Annotated in this window: 21 protein-coding genes; 9 read left to right on the top strand and 12 right to left on the bottom strand. The window is 63.6% G+C overall.

What is annotated here, in order from left to right:
• Positions 1 to 7 precede the first annotated feature (7 nt).
• The 3 genes from GGQ99_RS03480 (at position 8) to GGQ99_RS03470 (ending at position 2,089) form a co-directional block, all read left to right on the top strand.
• Positions 8 to 232, top strand: coding sequence for a hypothetical protein (locus tag GGQ99_RS03480; RefSeq protein ID WP_183260686.1), 225 nt, complete (start codon positions 8 to 10; stop codon positions 230 to 232).
• Positions 233 to 394: 162 nt separating this feature from the next.
• The gene (gene grxD, locus GGQ99_RS03475) at positions 395 to 730 is read left to right on the top strand and encodes a Grx4 family monothiol glutaredoxin (RefSeq protein WP_108607855.1); all 336 of its coding nucleotides are present in this window, start codon (positions 395 to 397) and stop codon (positions 728 to 730) included.
• 93 nt (positions 731 to 823) lie between these two features.
• Positions 824 to 2,089 (top strand): multidrug effflux MFS transporter, encoded by a 1,266-nt coding sequence (locus GGQ99_RS03470; RefSeq protein WP_210307729.1) that lies wholly within the window; start codon positions 824 to 826, stop codon positions 2,087 to 2,089.
• On the opposite strand, the gene ttcA is transcribed toward GGQ99_RS03470, so the two are convergent.
• The 7 genes from ttcA to hemP all read right to left on the bottom strand — a co-directional run bounded on the left by ttcA (position 2,083) and on the right by hemP (position 8,345).
• Positions 2,083 to 2,934 carry a tRNA 2-thiocytidine(32) synthetase TtcA gene (gene ttcA, locus GGQ99_RS03465; protein WP_183260684.1) on the bottom strand — a complete coding sequence of 284 codons (852 nt, stop codon included), beginning with the start codon at positions 2,932 to 2,934 and terminating at the stop codon, positions 2,083 to 2,085. The two genes, GGQ99_RS03470 and ttcA, sit on opposite strands and share 7 nt — an antisense overlap.
• A 177-nt stretch (positions 2,935 to 3,111) precedes the next feature.
• On the bottom strand, positions 3,112 to 4,008 hold the full coding sequence (locus tag GGQ99_RS03460) for a VOC family protein (protein WP_404801175.1): 897 nt from the start codon (positions 4,006 to 4,008) through the stop codon (positions 3,112 to 3,114).
• Between the two features lie 189 nt (positions 4,009 to 4,197).
• A complete protein-coding gene (locus GGQ99_RS03455) occupies positions 4,198 to 4,989 on the bottom strand; it encodes a heme ABC transporter ATP-binding protein (protein WP_183260682.1) in 792 nt (263 codons plus the stop codon).
• A gap of 35 nt (positions 4,990 to 5,024) precedes the next feature.
• Entirely contained in the window at positions 5,025 to 6,134 is a 1,110-nt protein-coding gene (locus tag GGQ99_RS03450; protein WP_343061677.1) for a FecCD family ABC transporter permease, read from the bottom strand.
• A 10-nt stretch (positions 6,135 to 6,144) separates the two neighbouring features.
• Complete coding sequence (locus GGQ99_RS03445) at positions 6,145 to 7,050, bottom strand: heme/hemin ABC transporter substrate-binding protein (protein ID WP_183260679.1); 906 nt, start codon at positions 7,048 to 7,050, stop codon at positions 6,145 to 6,147.
• A gap of 5 nt (positions 7,051 to 7,055) precedes the next feature.
• The gene (locus GGQ99_RS03440) at positions 7,056 to 8,111 is read right to left on the bottom strand and encodes a hemin-degrading factor (RefSeq protein WP_183260678.1); all 1,056 of its coding nucleotides are present in this window, start codon (positions 8,109 to 8,111) and stop codon (positions 7,056 to 7,058) included.
• 9 nt (positions 8,112 to 8,120) lie between these two features.
• A complete protein-coding gene (gene hemP, locus GGQ99_RS03435; protein ID WP_055969023.1) occupies positions 8,121 to 8,345 on the bottom strand; it encodes a hemin uptake protein HemP in 225 nt (74 codons plus the stop codon).
• Positions 8,346 to 8,550: 205 nt separating this feature from the next.
• On the opposite strand from hemP, the gene GGQ99_RS03430 reads away from it, so the two are divergent.
• The 5 genes from GGQ99_RS03430 to GGQ99_RS03410 are packed head-to-tail and all read left to right on the top strand — an operon-like array spanning position 8,551 to position 12,070.
• Positions 8,551 to 10,605 (top strand): TonB-dependent receptor domain-containing protein, encoded by a 2,055-nt coding sequence (locus tag GGQ99_RS03430; protein WP_210307728.1) that lies wholly within the window; start codon positions 8,551 to 8,553, stop codon positions 10,603 to 10,605.
• Positions 10,606 to 10,651: 46 nt separating this feature from the next.
• On the top strand, positions 10,652 to 11,056 hold the full coding sequence (locus GGQ99_RS03425; RefSeq protein ID WP_246389398.1) for a hypothetical protein: 405 nt from the start codon (positions 10,652 to 10,654) through the stop codon (positions 11,054 to 11,056).
• A gap of 59 nt (positions 11,057 to 11,115) precedes the next feature.
• Entirely contained in the window at positions 11,116 to 11,370 is a 255-nt protein-coding gene (locus GGQ99_RS03420; protein WP_183260674.1) for a hypothetical protein, read from the top strand.
• Positions 11,371 to 11,381: 11 nt separating this feature from the next.
• Complete coding sequence (gene hmuQ, locus GGQ99_RS03415) at positions 11,382 to 11,696, top strand: heme-degrading protein HmuQ (RefSeq protein ID WP_183260672.1); 315 nt, start codon at positions 11,382 to 11,384, stop codon at positions 11,694 to 11,696.
• A gap of 2 nt (positions 11,697 to 11,698) precedes the next feature.
• Positions 11,699 to 12,070: a bleomycin resistance protein gene (locus GGQ99_RS03410; protein ID WP_183260670.1), complete on the top strand. Its 372-nt coding sequence runs from the start codon at positions 11,699 to 11,701 to the stop codon at positions 12,068 to 12,070.
• 17 nt (positions 12,071 to 12,087) lie between these two features.
• Here the strand turns inward: GGQ99_RS03410 and putA are convergent, their stop codons facing one another.
• Complete coding sequence (gene putA, locus GGQ99_RS03405; protein ID WP_183260668.1) at positions 12,088 to 15,693, bottom strand: bifunctional proline dehydrogenase/L-glutamate gamma-semialdehyde dehydrogenase PutA; 3,606 nt, start codon at positions 15,691 to 15,693, stop codon at positions 12,088 to 12,090.
• A 169-nt stretch (positions 15,694 to 15,862) separates the two neighbouring features.
• On the opposite strand from putA, the gene GGQ99_RS03400 reads away from it, so the two are divergent.
• Positions 15,863 to 16,315: an Lrp/AsnC ligand binding domain-containing protein gene (locus GGQ99_RS03400; protein WP_183260666.1), complete on the top strand. Its 453-nt coding sequence runs from the start codon at positions 15,863 to 15,865 to the stop codon at positions 16,313 to 16,315.
• Here GGQ99_RS03400 and GGQ99_RS03395 read toward each other — a convergent pair whose 3' ends face one another.
• The 4 genes from GGQ99_RS03395 to GGQ99_RS03380 form a co-directional block, all read right to left on the bottom strand.
• A complete protein-coding gene (locus GGQ99_RS03395) occupies positions 16,316 to 17,524 on the bottom strand; it encodes a cytochrome-c peroxidase (protein WP_183260664.1) in 1,209 nt (402 codons plus the stop codon).
• A 4-nt stretch (positions 17,525 to 17,528) separates the two neighbouring features.
• Positions 17,529 to 17,969, bottom strand: a complete 441-nt coding sequence (locus tag GGQ99_RS03390) for a FixH family protein (RefSeq protein WP_183260662.1) — start codon at positions 17,967 to 17,969, stop codon at positions 17,529 to 17,531.
• A gap of 255 nt (positions 17,970 to 18,224) precedes the next feature.
• Positions 18,225 to 19,682, bottom strand: coding sequence for an NAD-dependent succinate-semialdehyde dehydrogenase (locus GGQ99_RS03385; protein ID WP_183260660.1), 1,458 nt, complete (start codon positions 19,680 to 19,682; stop codon positions 18,225 to 18,227).
• Positions 19,683 to 19,847: 165 nt separating this feature from the next.
• A complete protein-coding gene (locus tag GGQ99_RS03380) occupies positions 19,848 to 20,798 on the bottom strand; it encodes an AEC family transporter (protein ID WP_183260658.1) in 951 nt (316 codons plus the stop codon).
• Positions 20,799 to 20,891 lie beyond the last annotated feature (93 nt).

Raw genomic sequence — 20,891 nt, 5'->3', positions numbered from 1 at the left:
CCAGCCCATGTCCTTCATTTCCGATCTTGTCGAAGGCGTCGTCGACGGTGCGCTGAAGGACATCCTGAAAAAGACCACAGGCACGTCGAAGCGGACCCGCAGGCGCAAGCGCACGACGTCGACCAGCTCGGCGACGCTGCGCCAGATCGAGAAGCTTTTGAGGCCAGCCAAGAAGCAAACGAGCCGCAAGCGCACGGTACGGTCGAGATCGAAGGTTCGGCGCCGCGCCTAGCTTGCAGAACAGCGGCGTAATTGCCCGAGTCCCCACATCCTGGTTTTCGGGTCGACAAGCCGCTTGGAAAGCTCGACTCTTGAACCACATAGTAGCAAGTGCTAGCAGTCTAACGAACATTGCCGGAACGTCACTCCGGCCAGATTTGAGGTTTAGGTCGCCATGAGCGGAATCAACGAATACATCGATAGCGAAGTGAAGAGCCAGGATGTCGTGGTTTTCATGAAGGGCACGCCCGGTTTTCCGCAATGCGGCTTTTCCGGCCAGGTCGCGCAGATTCTCGACTATCTCGGTGTCGACTATAAGGGCGTCAACGTCCTGACCTCGAACGAACTTCGCCAGGGCATCAAGGACTATTCCAACTGGCCGACGATCCCGCAGCTTTACGTCAAGGGCGAGTTCGTGGGCGGCTGCGACATCATCCGCGAGATGTTCCAGGCCGGCGAATTGCAGTCGTTCCTTCAGGAGAAGGGCGTCAGCGTCAAGGGCGCCGCCTGACCTAAAAAGTACCGGCTCCGGCCTGTTCCGGGGTCCCATTTGTGGCAAATGCGCCGGCTTGCCGGCGCATTTCCGTTTGAATTGGATTCCTCAATGGAACAGAAAGTCTCCCCGAGCGCCCAGCAGGGCGTATTCCCGATTCCGCGTTGGGAATTCATCGCACTCGCCGCAGCCCTGATGGCCGTGAATGCGCTGGCAATCGACATCATGCTACCCGGCCTTCAGGAGATCGGCGCCAGCCTCGGTGTCGAGAACGAAAACCACCGGCAGTATGTGGTCACCGCCTATTTCGCCGGCCTCGCGCTCGCGCTGCTCGGCTACGGCCCGATCTCCGACCGCTTCGGCCGGCGTGCGCCGCTGATGTTCGGCCTGGGCGTCTATGTGCTCACGGCCTTCGCTGCGGCCTTCGCCCCAACCTTCGAGACCTTGCTGGCCCTGCGCTTCGTCCAGGGTGTCGGTGCGGCATCGACCCGGGTAATCGCCGTTTCGATCATCCGCGACCGCTTCGGTGGGCGGCAGATGGCCGAGATCATGTCTCTTGTCTTCATGGTGTTCATGATCGTGCCGGTCGTGGCGCCGGGCATTGGCCAGATCATCATGCTGTTTGCGGAATGGCACATGATCTTCATCGTCATGGCGCTTTCGGCAATGGCCATCATGCTGTGGGCGGCAATCCGCCTGCCGGAGACGATGCACCCTGAAGACCGGCGGCCGCTGTCCTTGCTGTCGGTGGCACAAGCCTTCCGTACCGTGCTGACCACGCGCATGTCACTATGGTACACGCTCGCCTCGATGGTCGTCTTCGGCTCGCTGTTCGGCTTCATCAATTCGGCACAGCAGGTCTATGTCGGCATCTACGGCCTGGGTGTCTGGTTCCCGGTCGTCTTCGCGGCAATTGCCGGCATGATGTCGCTGTCGTCGTTCCTCAATTCGCGGCTGGTGGTGCGTCTCGGCATGCGGCGGCTGTCGCATGGTGCGCTGATCGGCTTCTTGTTGGTAAGCGCCGTCTGGTTCGCCTGGTCGCTGACGGGACCGGTGCCGTTTGCAGCCTTCATCGTGCTGTTTGCGCTGGCAATGTTCCAGTTCGGCTGGATCGGCTCGAACTTCAACTCCATCGCCATGGAACCGCTCGGCCACATCGCCGGTACGGCCTCGTCGGTCCAGGGCTTCATGCAAACGATGGGCGGCGGGCTGATCGGCGCCGCGATCGGCCAGTCGTTCGACGGCACGACCACGCCCCTGGCGGCCGGGTTTTGCGGTGTGGCTGCATTTGGCCTCGTGATGGTGCTTATTGCCGAACGCGGCAAGCTGTTCCGCGGCCAGCATGACGTCAAGCCGGTCGTGACCGACGTTCACTGAGCCGGCGACAGGCTCGCAAAGTCGAACAGCTTGCGGTCGAGCAGGTGCGACGGGCGCGTGTTGGCAAGCGCCCGCAGCATCGTGTCCTTGCGGCCCGGCATGCGCTTTTCGATGTCGTCGAGCATCGCCTTCATGGCGTTGCGCTGAAGCCCTTCCTGGCTGCCGCACAGGTCGCACGGGATGATCGGGAACTTCATGCCGTCGGCGAACTTGGCCATGTCGGCCTCGGCGCACAAGGCCAGCGGCCTCAGCACCATGACGTCACCGTCGTCGTTCATCAGCTTGGGCGGCATGGCGGCGAGCCGGCCGCCATGGAACATGTTCATGAAGAAGGTCTCGAGGATATCCTCGCGGTGGTGGCCGAGCACCAGCGACGAACAGCCCTCCTCCCGCGCGATGCGGTAAAGATGGCCACGCCTGAGCCGCGAGCACAGCGAACAATAGGTGTTGCCCTCGGCGATCTTGTCGGTGACCACCGAGTAGGTGTCGCGGTACTCGATGCGGTGGGCGATGCCGTTGGCGTTGAGATAGTCCGGCAGCACGTTCTTGGGGAAGTTCGGCTGGCCCTGGTCGAGGTTGCAGGCGAGCAGGTCGACCGGCAGCAGGCCGCGCCATTTGAGATCGAGCAGGACCGCCAGCAGCCCGTAGGAATCCTTGCCGCCCGACAGCGCCACCAGCCAGCGTTCGCCGGGCTTTGCCATGGCATAGTCCTCGATCGCCTGGCGGGTCAGTCTGAGCAGCCGCTTGCGCAGCTTGTTGAACTCCACCGAAGACGGCGCATCACGGTAGAGCGGAAAGGAAATCCCTTCCGGCTCGGACAGCGCGTCCTGTTCGTGAATGCCCATCGGGGTTCGTCCTTCAATTCTAGTGCGGTGCAGTCATTGTGGCACACGCCATTGAAGGGGGATATTTCGTAAAAACAGCTGGGGCGCAAGACGCACTGCCAGCAGCGTCTATGCGACAAGAGCGGCCGTTGCCGGCTGCTCTCGCTGTTCACACTATTTCTCGAGTCGGATCGTCGATCAGCCCGGCAGTCCGGGAACGGTACGAATGACGGTGCCCCAGGCATCCTCGCGGCTGGTTTCCGTCGTGGCGTCGGCCGAGCGCATTTCAACCCAGGCAAGCCCGGTGCGCGACAAGTCGCGCTTGCCTGCGCGCGGGCTCTGCCAGGAGTTGGCGCCGATATGGTGGTGGTAGCCGCCGGACGACAGGAACACGGCGCTGCTGCCGTATTTTGCCACCGTGTCGAAGCCGAACTCCTTGTTCCACCATTCCGCTGCAAGCGCCGGATCGCCCACCCGCAGATGGACGTGGCCGACGATGCTGTTGTCGGGCGCCCCCTGCCAGCCGGCGTCGCCGGCATCGGCCACGATCGAAGCGATGTCCAGTTGCTCGGTTGCCATGTCGACCTGCGAGCCGGTCCATTTCCAGCGCTCATGCGGCCTGTCGGAATAGATCTCGATGCCGTTGCCCTCGGGATCGGTGAGATAAAGCGCCTCGCTGACAAGGTGGTCGGATGCGCCGTCGACCGGGATGCGCTTGTCGATGGCATGCTTGATCCAGCGCCCGAGGTCCGCGCGTGTCGGCAGCAGGAACGCAGTGTGGAACAGGCCCGCGCTGCGCGGGTCGTCCGGCTGCGCCGCCTTGTCGGCCTCGATGTCGAGCAGCGCCCTGCTACCGGCACCAAGCGTGATTGTCTCGCCGTCGCGGCCAAGCTCCTGCAGGCCGACGACGTCGCGATAGAAATTCGCCAGCGCCACGGCGTCGCGCGCCTTCAGGCCGACGCGGGAAACGCTGATCGGCGTCGTCGCGGCAAAGGGAATGTTGCTCATCTTGGGCTCCGTGCGGCCAACGCCTGCGGTTGCTCCCAGTGCAAGGAGTGCAGCGCTACCCACCAGTTTGCGACGTGTCAGTTCCAAAATCCATTCTCCGGCCAACACGGCTGTTGCGATTTTGGATAGATCGGCCGGAACCAGCGTTCACACAAGACGGCAAAGACCGAACACGGCGTTCACCGATTCGATATCAAGCGTCCAGAATAGCCCGATTGTTGCCCTGACCGGCGGCCATCAAGCCGGCATCGGCTGCGCTGACGAGGTATGTGAAGTTCAGGCGGCAGCCGACTGTGGCAGCACGAAAGGTACATTGGCTGCAGGCACGGCACCGACACGCAGGCGGCAGCCGAAAACCTTCTCGATCAGATCGTCGCTCAGCACCTCTTGCGGCGAACCTGCTGCGGCCAACCTGCCCCGATGCATGACGCAAATCTGATCGGCATACATAGCCGTCAGATTGAGGTCGTGCAGGATGGCGACCACCCCGCCGCCACGCCGCGCGAAATCGCGGGCGATGTTCATGATGATCAGCTGGTGCTTGATGTCGAGGCTGGATACCGGCTCGTCGAGGAACAGGTAGCGTGCCTGACCGTCCAGCACGGGTGCCCACACCTGGCACAAAACGCGGGCGAGTTGCACGCGCTGCTGCTCGCCGCCGGAGAGCTCCTGGTAATACCGGCCGGCAAAACCCTCGAGATCGACACGCGCCAGCGCCCGCTCGGGAAGCCGGCCGTCCTCGCCGCGCAACACGCCCGACCTGCCGCTGGTCACGCCGAGCTTGACGATCTCGCGGACGGTGAAGGGGAAGGAAAGCGCAGTCGACTGCGGCAGCACGGCGCGTATGCCAGCTGCCTCCCATGGCTTGAGCGAGACCGCGTTACGGCCGTTGAGCGAAACGTCGCCGGTATAGGCGAGTTCGCCCGTCAGCGCCTTCAGGAAGGTCGTCTTGCCGGAGCCGTTGGGTCCGACGATCGCCGCCAGTTCGCCTGGGCGGACGGTGAAATCGACATCGCTGACGATGCGCTTGCTGCCGATGGACACTGAAACCTGGCGCGCTTCGATCATCTTATTACCCTTACAATGCCTCTGCGGCGACGCCGTCAAAGATCGACGATGCCGCGCTTGCGCAGCAGTATCCACAGGAAGAACGGGCCGCCGACGGCAGCCGTGACGATGCCGATCGGCAGTTCAGCGGGTGCCACGATGGTGCGGCTGACGGCATCCGCGAGCAGCAGCAGGCAGGCGCCCAGAAGCGCGGAAGCCGGCAGTAGGTAGCGGTTGTCCGGGCCGATCGCCAGGCGCAGCAGATGCGGCACGACGATGCCGATGAAGCCGATGCCGCCGCTGACCGCCACCGAGGCGCCGATGGCCGCCGAGACGGCTACGATCGCCACATATTTCAGCCGTTGTACCGGAACACCGAGATGGCTAGCCGTCGCCTCGCCCAGCGCCAGGGCGTTGAGGCCCTTGGCCATGAACGGCGTTGCCGCAAGCGCAAGCGCGATGATCGGCCCTGCGGCGGCGATCTTCAGCCACGTCGCTCCGGCGAGCGAGCCAAGCTGCCAGAAGGTCAGGTCGCGCAGCTGCCGGTCGTCGGCCATGTAGACGAGGATGCCGGTCAGCGCGATCGCCATCGCACCAAGTGCAATGCCGGCCAGCAGCATGGTGGCGATCGACGTGCGGCCCTGCCGCGTCGCGACGTTATAGAGGATAATCGTCGTAACAAGGCCACCGGCAAACGCGGCGAGCGGCAGCGCGTAGCTGCCCAGCAGCGCCGTGAACGGCGCAAGAAATGTTCCGCCCAGCACGATCACCGACACCGCGCCGAGGCCCGCACCTGCGGACACGCCGACCAGGCCGGGATCGGCGAGCGGGTTGCGGAACAGGCCTTGCATCACCGCTCCGGAAACGGCGAGCGCCGCGCCCACCAGCATGCCCAGAATGACCCGCGGCAGGCGAATGTCATAGACGATGATGCTGTCGCGCGCCGACAAGGCCTCCTGGCCGGGCACAGCACCGAACAGCCAGTTGCCGACGAGACCCAGTGCCGAAGCGTCGGACGCGCCCCAGGTCAGGCTGACCAGCGCCGTCACCACCAGGGCCACCGTCAAAGCGCCAATGACGAACAACGCCCTGCCCGAGCGGTCGCCACTGACGTAGCGGTCGCCCTGGTTCACGCCGGCCACGCCGGCGATCGTTTCATCCACCACAGCGTCGACCTTATTTCTTGACCGCGTCGCCATAGAGCGCAACGGCCAGATCCTTCACGGCGCCGGCAGTGCGCGGGCCGAAGCCGAGCAGGTAGGCGCCGTCCATGCGAATGACTTGCTTGTTCTGGCCGGCCGGCGTCGATGCGATCGCCGGATGGGCATAAAGGTCGGCATTGTCGATGGCGAGCTCACCTTCGCGGTCCATCATCAGGATGATGTCGGGCTTGGCCGTGATCGCTGCTTCGTCGGTCAGCTGCTTGTAGCCGGAGAAGCCTTCCACAGCATTGACCCCGCCAGCCAGGGCGATGATGCCGTCGGCCGCGGTGCTGTTGCCCGACGCAAGGATCTTGCCGCCCTGCAGGCTCAGGATGAACAGCACGCGCTTGCGCTCGCCCTGCGGAATGGCCTTGGTCAGCGCTTCGGCATCGCTGAGCTGCTTGTCGACATCGGTCGCAAGCGTTTCAGCCTTGGCATCGGCGCCGAGCGCCTTGCCGACGATACGGATCTTGTCGACGATGCCCTGGTGCGTGAAGCCTTCGGGAACGGAAATGAAGGGAACGCTCGCCTTCTTCAGGACATCGAGCGCCTCCTTCGGCCCGCTGCCCTCAAGCGCCAGGATACCCGACGGATTGACCGACAGGACGCCTTCAGGCGACAGCTGGCGCATGTAGCCGACGTCGGGAAGCTTCAATGCCGCTTCGGGATAGACGCTCGTTGAGTCGCGCGCGACCAATGCGCCCTGCTCGCCGAGCGCATAGACGATCTCGGTGATCGAGCCGCCGACCGCGGCGACCCGCGAGCGATCTGGCAGCACGCCTGCTCCTTCGGCAGACATGCCTGCGACAGTCGTCGCAAGCAGGACCAAAATGCCTAACGCTGCCGCACGCGCCAGCGAGTGGGTAATCGACATCGCCATCCTCCTTACGCCGCGCTCTGCTGCGGGGCGCTGGGCAATTGCTGGACAAGGTTGCGCCAATCCTCGCGCTCGCCCTGGCCTTCCTTCCGCTTGCCGAAGAACTGGATGATCATCTCGCCATTGGCATCATAGGCCTCGATCGAGGTGACGTGCCCATCCGTGTTTGGCTTGCGCACCGCCCAGAGCTCCTGGACGTGATCGAGCCTGAGGTGCAGGTGGAAGGTCTCGTCGAGCACGTTGATCCACGGCCCCATCGGCTTGATGTTCTTCACCGGCCCCGAGTGTATCTGGATGCAGCCATGATTGCCGACGAAGCACATAATCGGCTGCTCGCTTGCCGCGGCCTGATTGAACATGGTCGGCAGCGCTTCCCTGTCGAGCGTCCAGGCATAGTCGCGACCGACCATGCGCATGGCCTGCTGGCGTCCAAGCTTGAGCGAGCGCAGGATGCCGAAGAACTGATGCACGTCGGTCATCGTGCTCCAGCGCTGCCGCAATTCGTCAACGCTCGCCGAGCTGTCATTGGCCGGCTTTTCGGCGACAGAAGGAACGATGGCGATCGCCGGATCCTGGTTGTCGGTGCCCAGCGTCTCCACCAGCTTCTGATAGGCGCCGAGATTGGACGTGGGGCGCAGATGCACCTTGTGCACAGCCGTGCCCGCCGCATCGAAGAACTGCAGGCTGCGGCGGATTTCATCGCCGTCGCGTTTCTCCACGGCAAAGCCATGGGCCCACGCGTTCGGGAAAATGCGCAGGTCGATGTTTTCGCTCAGCACCATTGATGCCTGCTTGCCCGGCACGACCTTGTCGTAGATGCCGATCTTCTCGTGCACGGCGCTTTCGTTGCGGGTCAGCGCCATGACTTCGCCGACTGCCTCGAGGCCTGCAAGAAAATCCGCGACGCGCGGTTCGATGCGAACGACACCCTCGCCGCAATGCGCGGCCACCAGTTCAGCTTCGGAAACGCCGAGCTGGCTGGCGAGGTCGCGCTCGCGCATCTTCGGGTTGTCGGTTCGCGCCCGCCTGATTTCGGTTGGGTTGGGCCTTACGCGCTGGTCCATTTGAAACACCTACTTGTTGAGAATGAGTTTGCCCTGTCGGGTAATCTTCAGGCGGTAGAGCGAACCGCCATGGTCGATGCCGATCTCGAAATCGCCGAGAAACAGCGAATCGCTGGTCAGCGTCCTGACCGCCAGCGAACCGGCGATGGGACGTGCCGCAACCTGGCCTTCCGGCCGGCGGTATCCGTGGCGAAATTGCCCGGAACGGAAATGGTTCGGATTGTGCGAATTCATCTCATTGCACTCCTTTGTCCGTTCGCCGCGCCGGACCAGCCCGTCGAGGCCATGATGTGCAAATCTATTAGTTGACTCACACATTCATGTTTACTAGTCAGTGCAATACCGGAGTGACTTAGTCAAGATTTAAGACGCACCGGGCAGGCGAAAAATGCAAGCGAGCGCGACGCGAGCCAGCACGGGACATTTTTGGAGTTGGGACATGGGGCTGGTTGCTCGGAACAAGGCCGCTCTTTTGGGCGGAGCGGCGATGGCGTTGCTGGTGGGACTGCACGCCGCCAATGCGCAGGAAGCGCAAACGAATGAACAGGATAAGAAGGGCCGCGTAACGATCTTGCAGCGGCTGATCTTTGGTGCGGGCGCTGAAAAGGTGGCAATCGACACGCCCCAGTCGGTTTCCGTCATCAACCAGGAAGACATCGACCAGAAGCAGGCCGAAACCATCGGCGAACTGGTCAAGACCATCCCCGGCGTCAACGTATCCGGCTCGGACCGTACGCTTGGCCAGACCTTCAACATCCGCGGCATCGGCGGCCCCGAAAGCGGTGGCGAAGAAGGCCGCATCATCGTCAATGTCGATGGCGCGACCAAGTTCTACGAGCAGTACCGCATGGGCGGCCTGTTCACCGACACGGAACTCTACAAGCGCGTCGAAGTGCTGCGCGGGCCGGCGTCATCGACGCTCTATGGCTCCGGCGCGCTGGGTGGCGTGATCAACTTCACCACCAAGGATGCATCCGACTTCCTGGCCGACGGCCAGAAGGCCGCACTGCGGCTCAAGACCGCATTCGATTCGAATTCAGAAGGCGCCTTGGGCTCGGCCATCCTGGCGACCCGGCTGAACGACAATTTCGAGGTCCTGGCTGCGGGCAACTACCGCTACGCCAATGCGTATACCTCAGGCGATGGCACCGAAATCCCCGGTTCGGAGATCGGCGCGCCGTCAGGCCTGCTCAAGGGAACCTACCGCTTCGGCGACAACAACGAGCAGGCGCTGCGCGCCTCCTACATGCATTGGCAGACCGACGAGGACGACCAGTACTACAACCAGACGGGCATCGACGTTCCGCCCGGCTTCGGCACTGTCGACCGCAAGGTCACCGACAAGACGGCGATCATCTCCTATGAGAACCCGGCCTCGGACAATCCCTGGCTCGACCTCAAGGTACAGGCCTCCTTCTCCGACACGGTCAACGACCAGTCGGATGCGACCCTGGCCTCGCTCAATCGCACGTTCGGCTACAAGACCTATCAGTTCAACATCCAGAACACCTTCGACTATGAAGGCGACAATTTCGTCAACCACCTGACGGTCGGCTCGCAGAGCAACTACCAGGAGCGCACCACGCTGAAGTCGCTGTCCGGCACGCACCCGCAGGGCGAGCGCACCGGCACAGGCGCCTTTGTGCAGAACGAGTTCATCTGGGACGAGCGCCTGACGCTCATCGCTGGTGCGCGCCTTGATTGGCAAAGGCTAGAGCCGACCGACATCGCAGCTGCCACGGCCAAGGATCACACGGCCTTCTCGCCCAAAATCGCAGCGCACTACAAGCTCAACGACACGTTCGCGGTGTTCGGTTCGATCGCCCACACGGAACGCGTGCCGACCATCGACGAAGTTTTCGATACGGCGCAGATCGGAAGACCCGACCTCAAGAAGGAGCTGTCGAACAACTATGAAGCGGGCGTCGCTGTCTCGCTCTACGACCTGGCCCAGCAGGGCGATGCCCTGCAGTTGAAGACCACGGGCTTCTACAATGACATCACCGACCTGATCACCGACAACGGCCGTCTTGCCAATCCGCGCTTCACCAACATCGGCCATGCCCGCATCTACGGCGCCGAGGTCGAGCTGGGCTACGATTCGGACTATGTGTTCGGCAATGCCGCCTACTCCTATGTGATCGGCGAAGACCTGCTCAACGACACGGCGCTGAACACCGTGGCGCCGCACGAATTTGCCTTCACAGTCGGCGGTCGCATGCCCGATCGCCATCTGTCCTTCGGCTGGACGAGCCGCTTCGTGGCCGGGCAGGATCGGGTCAGCGAACTGCCCAACATGCGCCTGCCCACGCCATCCTTTTCCACGCACGACATCTTCCTGACCTGGAAGCCGCAGGATGGAGTGCTGAAGGGCTTCGAGACCAACTTCCGCGTCGACAACATCTTCAACGAACAGTACCGCGAGTTCCTCTCGGGCACGGCCGGCAAGGGCCGCACCTTCAAGCTCACGCTCGCCAAGCAGCTGGATTGGTGAGGCTATGACCAGACGAGCAAGGAACGGCCGTCCTCTGACCGCGGCTATGGTTGTTCTGCTCGCGGCAGCGGGCTCGGCGGGCGCGCAAAGCGCTCCGCCGGCCCCTGCCCTAGTGCTCGAACTCAACGCGGCGCAGCCTTCCGACAAGGGCTGCCGCTTCACCTTCGTGGTGACCAACAACCTCGGCGCCGAATTGTCTAAGGCGGCGTTCGAGATCGCGCTGTTCAACGATTCAGGCGTGGTCGACCGTTTGACCGTGCTCGACTTCAAGGAACTGCCGGCCGGCAAGACCAAGGTCACGCGCTTCGACCTGTCGGGCACCGACTGCGCCAAGGTCAGCCGCGTACTGATCAACCAGGCGACCGATTGCACCGGTCCCGGCATTGCCAGCGCGGCCTGCCTCAAGTCACTGCGCACCGAATCCAAATCCGGCATCGCCTTCGGAATCTGAGGACAGCCTTGCCGAAACTCCCGTCATCTGGCGCAAGACGCATCGAAAGGCACAGGCGCATGCTCGGACTGAACAAATTCGATCAGATGGTGAAACGCCCGGGCGACGGCCTGCTGCCGGAAATGCGCGAGCTTTTCGAACGGCTGGCGAGCATCAGGGCAAGCGCCAACGTCACCGAACTGGCAGACTATCGCGATCAGTCGAGAAGTCAGTCCGGGCCAAACCCGGCTGTGGCCGCGGAAAGGTCCGCTCCCAATGTCGTGTCGCTACGCAGCGTTCAATACAAGTTACAAACGCAACGAAAGACCCGTTGAAAGGAAATGCCATGTACATCGCAATGAACCGCTTCAAGGTGCAGAACGGCTCCGAGACGGCCTTCGAGGACGTCTGGAAGAACCGCGATTCTTCGCTCAGCGAGATGAAGGGTTTCCGCGAATTCCATCTGCTGCGCGGTCCGGTCAACGAGGCTGAGGGCTACACGCTCTACGCTTCGCATACGGTATGGGCCAGCCAGGACGACTTCGTCGCCTGGACCAAGTCGGAAAACTTCCGCGCCGCCCACAAGAACGCCGGTTCCTCCAAGGCGTCCTATGTCGGCCACCCGCAGTTCGAAGGTTTTTCGGTCGTCGAAGGCGCCTGAACATGACCGACCTCGCCCGCAGCATTCCTGTCATGCCCTCGCCCGACATCGGCGAGAGCCGCGACTTCTATCGCGACAGGCTCGGTTTCGAGATCGTCGGGCCTGAAATGAACGACTACCTGATCGTCCGTCGCGGCGAGATCGAGATCCATTTCTGGAGATCGGACGACCGCAAGCTGCCGGAGGTGTCGTCCTGCTACATAAGGGGCGGCGAAGTGCCGGCGCTCCACGCGGAATTCCTGGCCCGCGGGATCCAGAAGCTCAGCGATTTTGCCGTTCGGCCGTGGAACATGAAGGAATTCCACATCCACGATCCGCACGGCAATCTTTTGCGTTTCGGCTGCGCGCCGGAAGAGATCGAGGGGCAGGCCTAGGCCTGCCCCTTTTCGTTTCAGGCGGACGCCAGCAGGCTGGCATTGCCGCCTGCCGCGGTGGTGTCGACGCAAACGGCGCGTTCATGGGCATAGGCGGCGGGGTAGATCACCTCGCTCACCAGCGGCACGATCGGCCCCTTGCGCTCCGCGATCACCTTGCGGACGATGCGCATGCTCTCTTCCGTACCCGAATAGGCGACGACATCGACAGCCAGCGCACGGGTCTCGACCGGATCGGGCCGGCCATCGATCGCCGCGATCGGCAAGCCCTTGCCGAGCAGCGGCTGGAGCGCCGCCGGCGCGCCGGGAGCAACCGCCAGAACCGCATTGCCGGCAGCAAGCGCCTGGATCGCCTGGGCCAGAAGCGTATCGGCGTCAGGCCCGAGGCAGAGAACGCGGCCGCGCGGGTTGAGCGACAAGGTATTCGCCTCTCCCGTCGGTCCGGGCAGGTCGACCTGGCCGAAGTCGATGCTCGCCGCGGCGGCAATCGCAGCCGCGCCCTTGCCGCGCAGATGCTTGCGCAGGATGGCGATGCGGTCCGGCCGCGTTGCCCATTCGCCGGCGTCGACAAGGTTGTCGACCAGTTCCGTCGCCGTGACCTTGTGCCCTTCCGGCAGTGCAGTGCCTGCTTCCGGCGCCTTGCGGAAGCGCCTGAGATAGTGCGGCCCGCCCGCCTTGGGGCCGGTGCCCGACAGCCCCTCGCCGCCAAAGGGCTGCGAGCCGACGACGGCGCCGATCTGGTTTCGGTTGACGTAGATGTTGCCGGCGTGGATGCGGTCGACCATGTGCTGGACGCGGCCCTCGATACGCGTGTGCAGGCCGAAGGTCAGGCCGTAACCCTTGCGGTTGATCGCCGAGATGACGCTGTCGAGTTCATCGGCCTCGAAGGTCGCGACATGCAGCACCGGGCCGAACACCTCGCGCTCCATTTCCTCGATGCCCTTCACGCGGAAGACATGCGGTGCGACGAAGCGGCCGTCGGCAGGCGCATCCAGCTTGGCGATGAGCTTGCCCTTGGCTTCCATCTTCGCGCAGTAATCGCGGATCGATGTCTGCGCTTCCTCGTCGATGACGGGACCGACATCGGTCGACAGCTGCCATGGATCGCCGACGGTCAGCGCATCCATCGCGCCCTTCAGCATCTCGACCATCTTCTTTTCGACGTCGGTCTGGACATAAAGCACGCGCAGCGCTGAGCAGCGCTGGCCGGCACTCTGGAACGACGAGGCCAGCACGTCGCGGATCGCCTGCTCGGGCAATGCGGTGGAATCGACGATCATCGCGTTGAGGCCGCCGGTCTCGGCGATCAGCATCGCATCGGGGGCCGCGGTCTCGGCCAACTGCTTCTCGATCAGCTTGGCAACCTCGGTCGAGCCAGTGAAGCAGACACCCGCAATGCGCGGATCGGCGGTCAGCGGCGCGCCGACATTGGGGCCGTCGCCGGGCAAAAGCTGGATCACGTCTTCCGGCACGCCGGCTTCGCGCATCAAGGCGACCGCGCGGGCGGCGATCAGCGGCGTCTGTTCGGCGGGCTTGGCGATGACCGAATTGCCGGTGACGAGTGCCGCCGCGATCTGGCCGGTGAAGATGGCGAGCGGGAAATTCCACGGTGAAATGCAGACGATGGCGCCGCGCGCCTCGGTGCCGGCCTCGGCTTTCTCACCTTCGGCGGCGTAGTAGCGCAGGAAGTCGACGGCCTCGCGCACCTCGGCCACGCCATCGGCCAGCGACTTGCCGGCCTCGCGAGTGGCAAGGGCAAAGAACTCGGCGGCATTCGCCTCGTAGAGATCAGCGGTGCGGCGCAGGATCGCAGCGCGTTCGGCCACCGGCTTCTTGGCCCAGGCCGGCTGCGCCTCGATGGCGAAGCGCACGGCTGTAGGCACCTGCTTGGCCGCGGCCTCGGTCACTGTGCCAACGATGTCGCCCGGCTTGGCCGGGTTGATCACCTTGCGCGACGCGCCATAGCCGGCGGCGCGCGTGACGGGCTTTGCCGTCCACCTGTCGGGGCCCTTGAAGCTGTCCTTGGCCTTGTCGAGTGCGGCCAGGGTCACCGTGTCGGTGATGTCCCAGCCCTTGGCGTTCTTGCGGCCGGCGCCGAAGATCGCGGCAGGAACCGGGATCGACGGGTTGGAGGCCGGCCCTTGCATCTCCACGGTGTCGAGGGGATCGCGGGCGATGTCCTCCGGCGCCACGTCCTCATCGGTCAGCTGATGCACAAAGGATGAATTGGCGCCGTTTTCGAGCAGGCGGCGGACGAGATAGGCGAGCAGGTCGGAATGCGCGCCGACCGGCGCGTAGATGCGGCAGCGCGTGCCCTCGGCCTTGCGCACCGTCTCGTGCAGCGCCTCGCCCATGCCGTGCAGGCGCTGGAATTCGAACGACGTGCGGTCGTTAGCCATCGACAGGATGGCAGCCACCGTATGCGCATTGTGGGTGGCGAACTGCGGATAGATGCGGTCCGTCATCGACAGCAGCTTGCGGGCGCAGGCCATGTAGGAGACGTCGGTGTTGGCCTTGCGGGTAAACACCGGATAGCCCGGCAGGCCAAGCGCCTGGGCGCGCTTGATCTCGGTGTCCCAATAGGCGCCCTTGACCAGGCGCACCATGATGTTGCGGTCGAGCTTGTTGGCAAGCGCGTAGAGCCAGTCGATGGCGAAGGCCGTGCGCGGCCCGTAGGCCTGCACGACGACGCCGAACCCGTTCCAGCCTTCGAGTTGCGGATCGGCCAGAACGCGCTCGATCACGTCGAGCGACAGATCCAGGCGATCGGCCTCCTCGGCGTCGATGTTGAGGCCCATGCGGGCATGCTTGGCGGCAAGGCACAGCGACAAAAGCCGATCGGCCATCACCGGCAGCATCTCGTCCCGGTGCGAGACCTCGTAGCGCGGGTGCAGCGCCGAAAGCTTGACCGAGATGCCGTGGTTGTAGCGGATGTCGGGGCCGTTGGTGCCGTTGTCGAGCGACGAGATCGCTTCGGCATAGGCGCGATGATAGCGCAGCGCGTCGGCTTCGGTACGGGCGGCCTCGCCCAGCATGTCGAACGAATAGAGATAGCCCTTCTGGATCATCGAGCGGCCACGCTTGACCGCCTCGGTGATGGTGCGGCCCAGCACGAACTGCTCGCCCATTTCGCGCATTGCCGCCGCGACCGCCGTGCGGATGACCGGCTCGCCGAGGCGGCGGACCATCGAACGCAGCGTACGTTCGATCGACCCCTCGCCCTCGTCGAGCACGCGGCCGGTGAGCATCAGCGCCCAGGTCGACGCGTTGACGAAAATCGAGCTCGAACCACCCGAATGCGACGACCAGTCGTGCGGCGCGATCTTGTCCTTGATCAGGTCGTCCATGGTTTCGGTATCGGGCACGCGCAACAGCGCTTCGGCCAGGCACATTAGCGCCACGCCTTCCTTGGTCGAAAGGCCGTAGGCGGAGAGGAAAACCTCCATCAGCCGCGGGTCGGTCGAGCCGCGTACTGCACGCACAAGGTCGGCGGCGCGGGCGGAAATCGCCTTGCGGTCTTCAACCGAAAGATTGGCGCTTGCCGAAAGTCTTTTCAGCGCCTCGGCTTCGTCGGGGAGATAGTTGGCGCGGATTTCCTGGCGGATGGCGTCGAGCGCGAGCATGGTGTTCCTGTCGAGCGGTTGAGGCTATGCCCGGCGGGAAACTCGCTGCCGAGCCTTTTGTCGAAAACTAGCACAACACCCAAGATATAGCCGGTCCAAACAATTCGACTTTGCAGCTCAAATCGTCTACGGATTTGCCAGCCCACCATTCATCAAAGCTGCCATTTCGATGATTGAAGACCATTTGGACCGCATCGACCGCAACATCATGTTCGCACTATCGCGCGACGGCCGCCTGTCGATGGCAGAGCTTGCCACAAAAGTCGGACTTTCCAAGACCCCGGTGCAGGCAAGGGTCAAGCGGCTGGAGAAAGATGGCTACATCAAGGGCTATCAGGCGGTGATCGACAGCGAGCGCATGGGCGAAGGCCACGTTGCCTTCGTCCAGGTCAAGTTGTCGGATACGCGTTCGGCCGCGCTCGACGATTTCAACCGCGCGGTGCACGCCGTGCGCGAAATCGAGCAGTGCCACATGATGGCGGCAAGCTTCGACTACCTGCTCAAGGTGCGCACCAAAGACATCGCCGCCTACCGGCGCGTGCTCGGCGAACGCATCTCCGCCCTGCCCCATGTTGCCCAGACGTCGACGTTTGTGGCGATGGAAACGGTCAAGGACCGCTGATCAGTCCGACAGTGTCTTGAGAAACGCCACCAAGGCGGCGCGCTCACGGTCGGAGAGCTGGAGCGGGTGGATTTCCGTCTCGCCTTCCACGCTCGCTTGAGCCCTAACGTAGTGGTCGACCACCTGCTCGAGCGTAGCGAACTGGCCGGCATGCATGTAGGGCGGCCGATCCGCCACGCCGCGCAGCGAAGGCGTCTTGTAGGCTCGGACCAGTTCCGGCGAGCTCTTCTGCATGAAGCGCAGTTCGCCGCACGCCTCCTCGCCGCCGTCGCGGAATTTTCCAAGGCAATTGAAGGGATCGGCCCGCACCTCGTCGACGACCGCGATGCGGCCCCGGTCGACGGGCAGGCCCGCGACGGGAGGAACGCCCGTATTGTGGAAGTGGTTGTCGGTGAAACGCGGCCCGGTGTGGCATGTCGAGCAATTGGCCTTGCCGATGAACAGTCGCAGGCCGGCCTCCTCTTCCTCGGAGAGCACTGCATCGCCTGCCGGTGCGGTGCCCTTGGCAAGAGCATCGGCGAACCGGTCGAAGCGCGTCGGCGCATGGACCAGCGAGCGTTCGAATGCCGCCATCGCTTTGCCGATGTCGGCGAAGACAAGATCGACGCCATCGCGCTGCTGAACCGTCATCGCCCTCCACGCCGCCTGCTCCGCCGGCGTGCCGAACGGCCCGGCGCTTGTGGGCAGCCCGTCGAGGTCAGGCAAAGGCCGAAAGATCCGCTCGTAACGCTCGCCAAAGCGACGCTTGATGTAATGCGCATAAGAGGTGCGTGTACCGGCGTGCTCCAACGGATTCTCGAGCGGCACCAACGCCTGCGACCACAGGCTGTCGCGGCGGCCGTCCCAGAAGAAGAATGGATCGCGCGCCACGCCCGCCAGCGGCATCGTGCGCCGATTGGTCTGCGCCACGCCGATGCCGCGCGGCAGATCGTCCTGGAACTGGCGGTCGATCTTGTGGCAGGTGCCGCAGGCCACATTGCCGTCGCGGCTCATCCCGGTGTCGAAGAACAGCGTGGCGCCAAGGGCCGCGGCTCCGGGATTGTCGGCAAAACGGTTGGTGGGGTCCGCGGGCAGAGGCGCCAAAGCCGAAAGCGCCATCGACGCTATCGTGCGCTTTTCCGCGTCGGTGAAATCGGCATCGCTGCAGCCCGCCATCGCAGCAGCAAGCGCTGCTGCCGCAATGAGTTTGGTGAGCAGCCGGCCCTTCATCGCCTCACAGCACAAGGTTGAACGTGGCTTCGTCGGCCCCAACTGGCGCCGTGATGCCGAACTTCAGCTGCCACCAGCCGGTCATAGAAAACTTCATGCCCTCGATGCGGTAGCGGCCATCGCCGAGATAGGCTGTCGCCTCGGGGCTGGTCGGCAGGCCATGGGCATGTTCGGGCATGCCGCCGCCGATGGTGAAGCTGGCATTGTCGACCGGAGTGCCCTGCCGCGTCGTCACCGTTACGATCCATGAATGCAGGTCGCCCTGCCTCGGTTCACTGGTTTCCGGGGCGATCGCGACCGAATAGAGCCCCTTAACGGAGGTCTTCGCCCGTGCAAGGTCCGGCCCCGGTGCCGCCGGCGCGGTCAGGAAGACGACCGCCAGAAACCCAACGGCCAGCGCCACAAGGCCGAATGCCCCGACTACCATGCGCCCTGTCGAACCCATCTGCCCTCCGCACCTTTGCTGTCAACGATTGCGGTCAGCCGATCCGTCCCAGGCCGCCGATTCACAGGCCGCAACATGGCGCAGTCGCGGGCGGAATACCATTCAGGAAGCGACGGAGAGACAGCTGCGGCCTACACCCAACAAAACGCAACTGAAACAATGGCTTGTTTGTCTTTCCCGACTCAATTCCTCAGAAATCTTGGCAAAGAAAACGCGCGGACATGCCGCGCGTTTTCGATGAAGCTGGATCAAGCCTTAAAGCCCGAGGCCGCCGATGCAGACATATTTGGTATCGAGATAGTCCTCGATGCCCTGATGTCCACCTTCGCGGCCCAGGCCCGATTCCTTGACGCCGCCGAACGGCGCCTCGGGCGTGGTGATCAGGCCCTCGTTGACGCCGACCATGCCGTATTTCAGCCCTTCCATCACCCTGAAGGCGCGGCCGAGATTGCCGGTATAGAAGTAGCTTGCCAGGCCGAACTCTGTGTTGTTGGCGAGTTCGATGGCCTCCTCCTCGGTCTCGAAGCGGAAGACGGGCGCCACGGGGCCGAAAATCTCCTCCTTCATGAACTTCATCTCGGTCGTCGCATTGGCAATCACCGTCGGCTCGAAGAACGAGCCACCGAGCGCATGTCGCTTGCCGCCGGCAACCACCTTGCCGCCCTTGGCGGTGGCGTCGGAGATGAATTCCTCGACCTTTTCGACCGCCTTTACGTCGATCAGCGGGCCCTGCTGCACGCCTTCGTCGAGGCCCGAGCCGACCTTCAGCTTGCTGGAAGCCGCTGCGAACTTCTCGACGAACTTGTCATAGATGCCGGCCTGCACGAAGAAGCGGTTGGTGCAGACGCAGGTCTGGCCCGAATTACGGTATTTTGCCGTGATTGAGCCCTCGACCGCACGGTCGAGGTCGGCGTCGTCGAAGACGAGGAACGGCGCATTGCCGCCGAGTTCCATCGACACCTTCTTGACCGTCGCGGCCGACTTTTCGATCAGCAACTTGCCGACCTCGGTCGAGCCGGTGAAGGTGATCTTCTTGACCAGCGGATTGGCGCATATCTCGTCGCCTATCTCGCCAGCCGAGCCGGTCAGAACGTTGACCACGCCCTTGGGAAAGCCGACCTCCTCGCACAGCGCGCCCCAGGCAAGACCCGAATAGGGCGTCTGCGACGCCGGCTTGACGACTGCCGTGCAACCGGCGGCAAGCGCCGGTCCGAGCTTGCGCGACAGCATCGACGACGGGAAGTTCCACGGCGTGATCGCCGCGATGACGCCCACCGGCTCCTTGGTGACGAGGATGCGCCGGTCGGCCCAGGGCGACGGCACCACGTCGCCATAGGTCCGGCGCGCCTCCTCCGCGAACCACAGCACATAGGCCGCCGACGAGCCAACCTCGCCGCGGGATTCGGTCAGCGATTTGCCCTGCTCGATGGTCAGCAGTTCGGCGAGCGAATCCTGATTGTCCATGATGGCGTCGTGCAGCTTGCGCAGCAGCTTCGAGCGCTCGAGCGCCGAGGTCTTGCGATAGGTTTTGAAGGCTTCGTTGGCCGCCTCGATGGCGCGACGGGTTTCCGCAGCCCCGGATCTCGGCACGGTGCCGATCTTCAGCCCCGTTGCCGGGTTGATGACGTCAATGGTCTTGCCGGAATCGGCCTGCACCCATTCGCCATTGATGAGATTGGCCTGCCGCATGAACTGACTGGCTTTCTGGAGCATGGCTCACCTCCTGATATGGCGCCGGCGGGACGCGGGAAGCGTCCGCCTTCGGATCGGCCAATGCCCGGCGCGCTTGTGCGAAAATTAGTAGCGCGCCGAAAGCCAGGCGATCAACCACATTATGGCATGGACATGCTGGTCCAGCCTCAATCGAATGTCCCGCCCTCAGCCGAACACCATCGTTGCAATCGTCAGCCAGAAAGCGGTCGTCACCACGGCGCAGGCGGTCGCGATGGTCATCTGGTTGGATGCGAGTGCCTGGCCGGTGCCGAACTGCGTGGCGATGAGATAGGAATTGACGCCCGAGGGCAGGCTCGCCGCCGCGACCGCCACCTTGGCCGACAATGGCGGCAGCCCGAACAGCCATGCAAAGGCGAGCGCAACCGCCGGCATCAGCATCAACTTGAGCACCGACAGTGCCAGTGCCGGCTTGATGTTGCCGGAAATGCCGAACTTCCTAAGCCCCAGCCCCATCGCAAACAGCGCGACCGGGCCTGCGATATTGGCCAGTGCATCGACGAAGCGGATCGCGAGCGAGGGCAGCGGGAAACCGGTCGCACGCCAGGCAAGGCCTGCCAGAATGCCGATAATCAACGGGTTGGTAAACATCTTGCGCAGGAAATCGCGGACGATGGCGAGCGGATGCACCGGCTCGTTGCGCCTGGGACCGAACATCTCGAAAAGAATGATCGAGGCCATCATCATCGTCGGCAAATGCACCGAGACGATCAGCGAAAGGATCTCGAACCCCTGCTGGCCGAAGACGCCAAGCATGAACGGAATGCCGAGCAACACCAGGTTGGAAAAGGCCGATGAGACGCCGCCGACCACGCCCGCCTGTCCGTCGCGGCCGAACAAACGGGTTGTCGCCAGATGGCCGGCGGTCCAGGCCACGGCAACGGCAATGAAATAGGTCGCCCACAGCGCCCACGGCGCCGAGCCATGGAAGTTAGCCCCGATCATGGTGCGGAACAGCAAGAGCGGCAGAGCCACGCCGATGGCGAACTCTGAAAGCGCATCGCCGGTTTCAGTTCGCAGGTAGCCGGTAACGCCTGAGATATATCCCAAGGCCACGAGGCCGAAGACGAAGAGTACTGTTTCAGCAAGCGGTGACATCGGCACTCTGGCGAATTCGGGAATCGGCTTGTCAAAGCATTGCTCCCTGACCGGCTCCGATCAAGCTCCCATGCGGCGAGTTGAAGCTCTCAC

The sequence above is a fragment of the Aminobacter niigataensis genome (assembly GCF_014200015.1).
Classification (GTDB): Bacteria; Pseudomonadota; Alphaproteobacteria; order Rhizobiales; family Rhizobiaceae; genus Aminobacter; species Aminobacter niigataensis.
This window is presented reverse-complemented; position numbering and strand designations above follow the sequence as displayed.

Excerpts from the sequence above, each read along its gene's own strand:
- GGQ99_RS03425 (WP_246389398.1), top strand. The coding sequence starts at position 10,652 with ATGGTTGTTCTGCTCGCGGCAGCGGGCTCGGCGGGCGCGCAAAGCGCT.
- GGQ99_RS03445 (WP_183260679.1), bottom strand. The coding sequence starts at position 7,050 with ATGGCGATGTCGATTACCCACTCGCTGGCGCGTGCGGCAGCGTTAGGC.
- grxD (WP_108607855.1), top strand. The coding sequence starts at position 395 with ATGAGCGGAATCAACGAATACATCGATAGCGAAGTGAAGAGCCAGGAT.
- GGQ99_RS03420 (WP_183260674.1), top strand. The coding sequence starts at position 11,116 with ATGCTCGGACTGAACAAATTCGATCAGATGGTGAAACGCCCGGGCGAC.
- putA (WP_183260668.1), bottom strand. The coding sequence starts at position 15,693 with ATGCTCGCGCTCGACGCCATCCGCCAGGAAATCCGCGCCAACTATCTC.
- GGQ99_RS03470 (WP_210307729.1), top strand. The coding sequence starts at position 824 with ATGGAACAGAAAGTCTCCCCGAGCGCCCAGCAGGGCGTATTCCCGATT.
- GGQ99_RS03390 (WP_183260662.1), bottom strand. The coding sequence starts at position 17,969 with ATGGGTTCGACAGGGCGCATGGTAGTCGGGGCATTCGGCCTTGTGGCG.
- hmuQ (WP_183260672.1), top strand. The coding sequence starts at position 11,382 with ATGTACATCGCAATGAACCGCTTCAAGGTGCAGAACGGCTCCGAGACG.
- GGQ99_RS03440 (WP_183260678.1), bottom strand. The coding sequence starts at position 8,111 with ATGGACCAGCGCGTAAGGCCCAACCCAACCGAAATCAGGCGGGCGCGA.
- hemP (WP_055969023.1), bottom strand. The coding sequence starts at position 8,345 with ATGAATTCGCACAATCCGAACCATTTCCGTTCCGGGCAATTTCGCCAC.
- GGQ99_RS03400 (WP_183260666.1), top strand. The coding sequence starts at position 15,863 with ATGATTGAAGACCATTTGGACCGCATCGACCGCAACATCATGTTCGCA.
- ttcA (WP_183260684.1), bottom strand. The coding sequence starts at position 2,934 with ATGGGCATTCACGAACAGGACGCGCTGTCCGAGCCGGAAGGGATTTCC.
- GGQ99_RS03385 (WP_183260660.1), bottom strand. The coding sequence starts at position 19,682 with ATGCTCCAGAAAGCCAGTCAGTTCATGCGGCAGGCCAATCTCATCAAT.
- GGQ99_RS03455 (WP_183260682.1), bottom strand. The coding sequence starts at position 4,989 with ATGATCGAAGCGCGCCAGGTTTCAGTGTCCATCGGCAGCAAGCGCATC.
- GGQ99_RS03380 (WP_183260658.1), bottom strand. The coding sequence starts at position 20,798 with ATGTCACCGCTTGCTGAAACAGTACTCTTCGTCTTCGGCCTCGTGGCC.
- GGQ99_RS03395 (WP_183260664.1), bottom strand. The coding sequence starts at position 17,524 with ATGAAGGGCCGGCTGCTCACCAAACTCATTGCGGCAGCAGCGCTTGCT.
- GGQ99_RS03410 (WP_183260670.1), top strand. The coding sequence starts at position 11,699 with ATGACCGACCTCGCCCGCAGCATTCCTGTCATGCCCTCGCCCGACATC.
- GGQ99_RS03480 (WP_183260686.1), top strand. The coding sequence starts at position 8 with ATGTCCTTCATTTCCGATCTTGTCGAAGGCGTCGTCGACGGTGCGCTG.
- GGQ99_RS03430 (WP_210307728.1), top strand. The coding sequence starts at position 8,551 with ATGGGGCTGGTTGCTCGGAACAAGGCCGCTCTTTTGGGCGGAGCGGCG.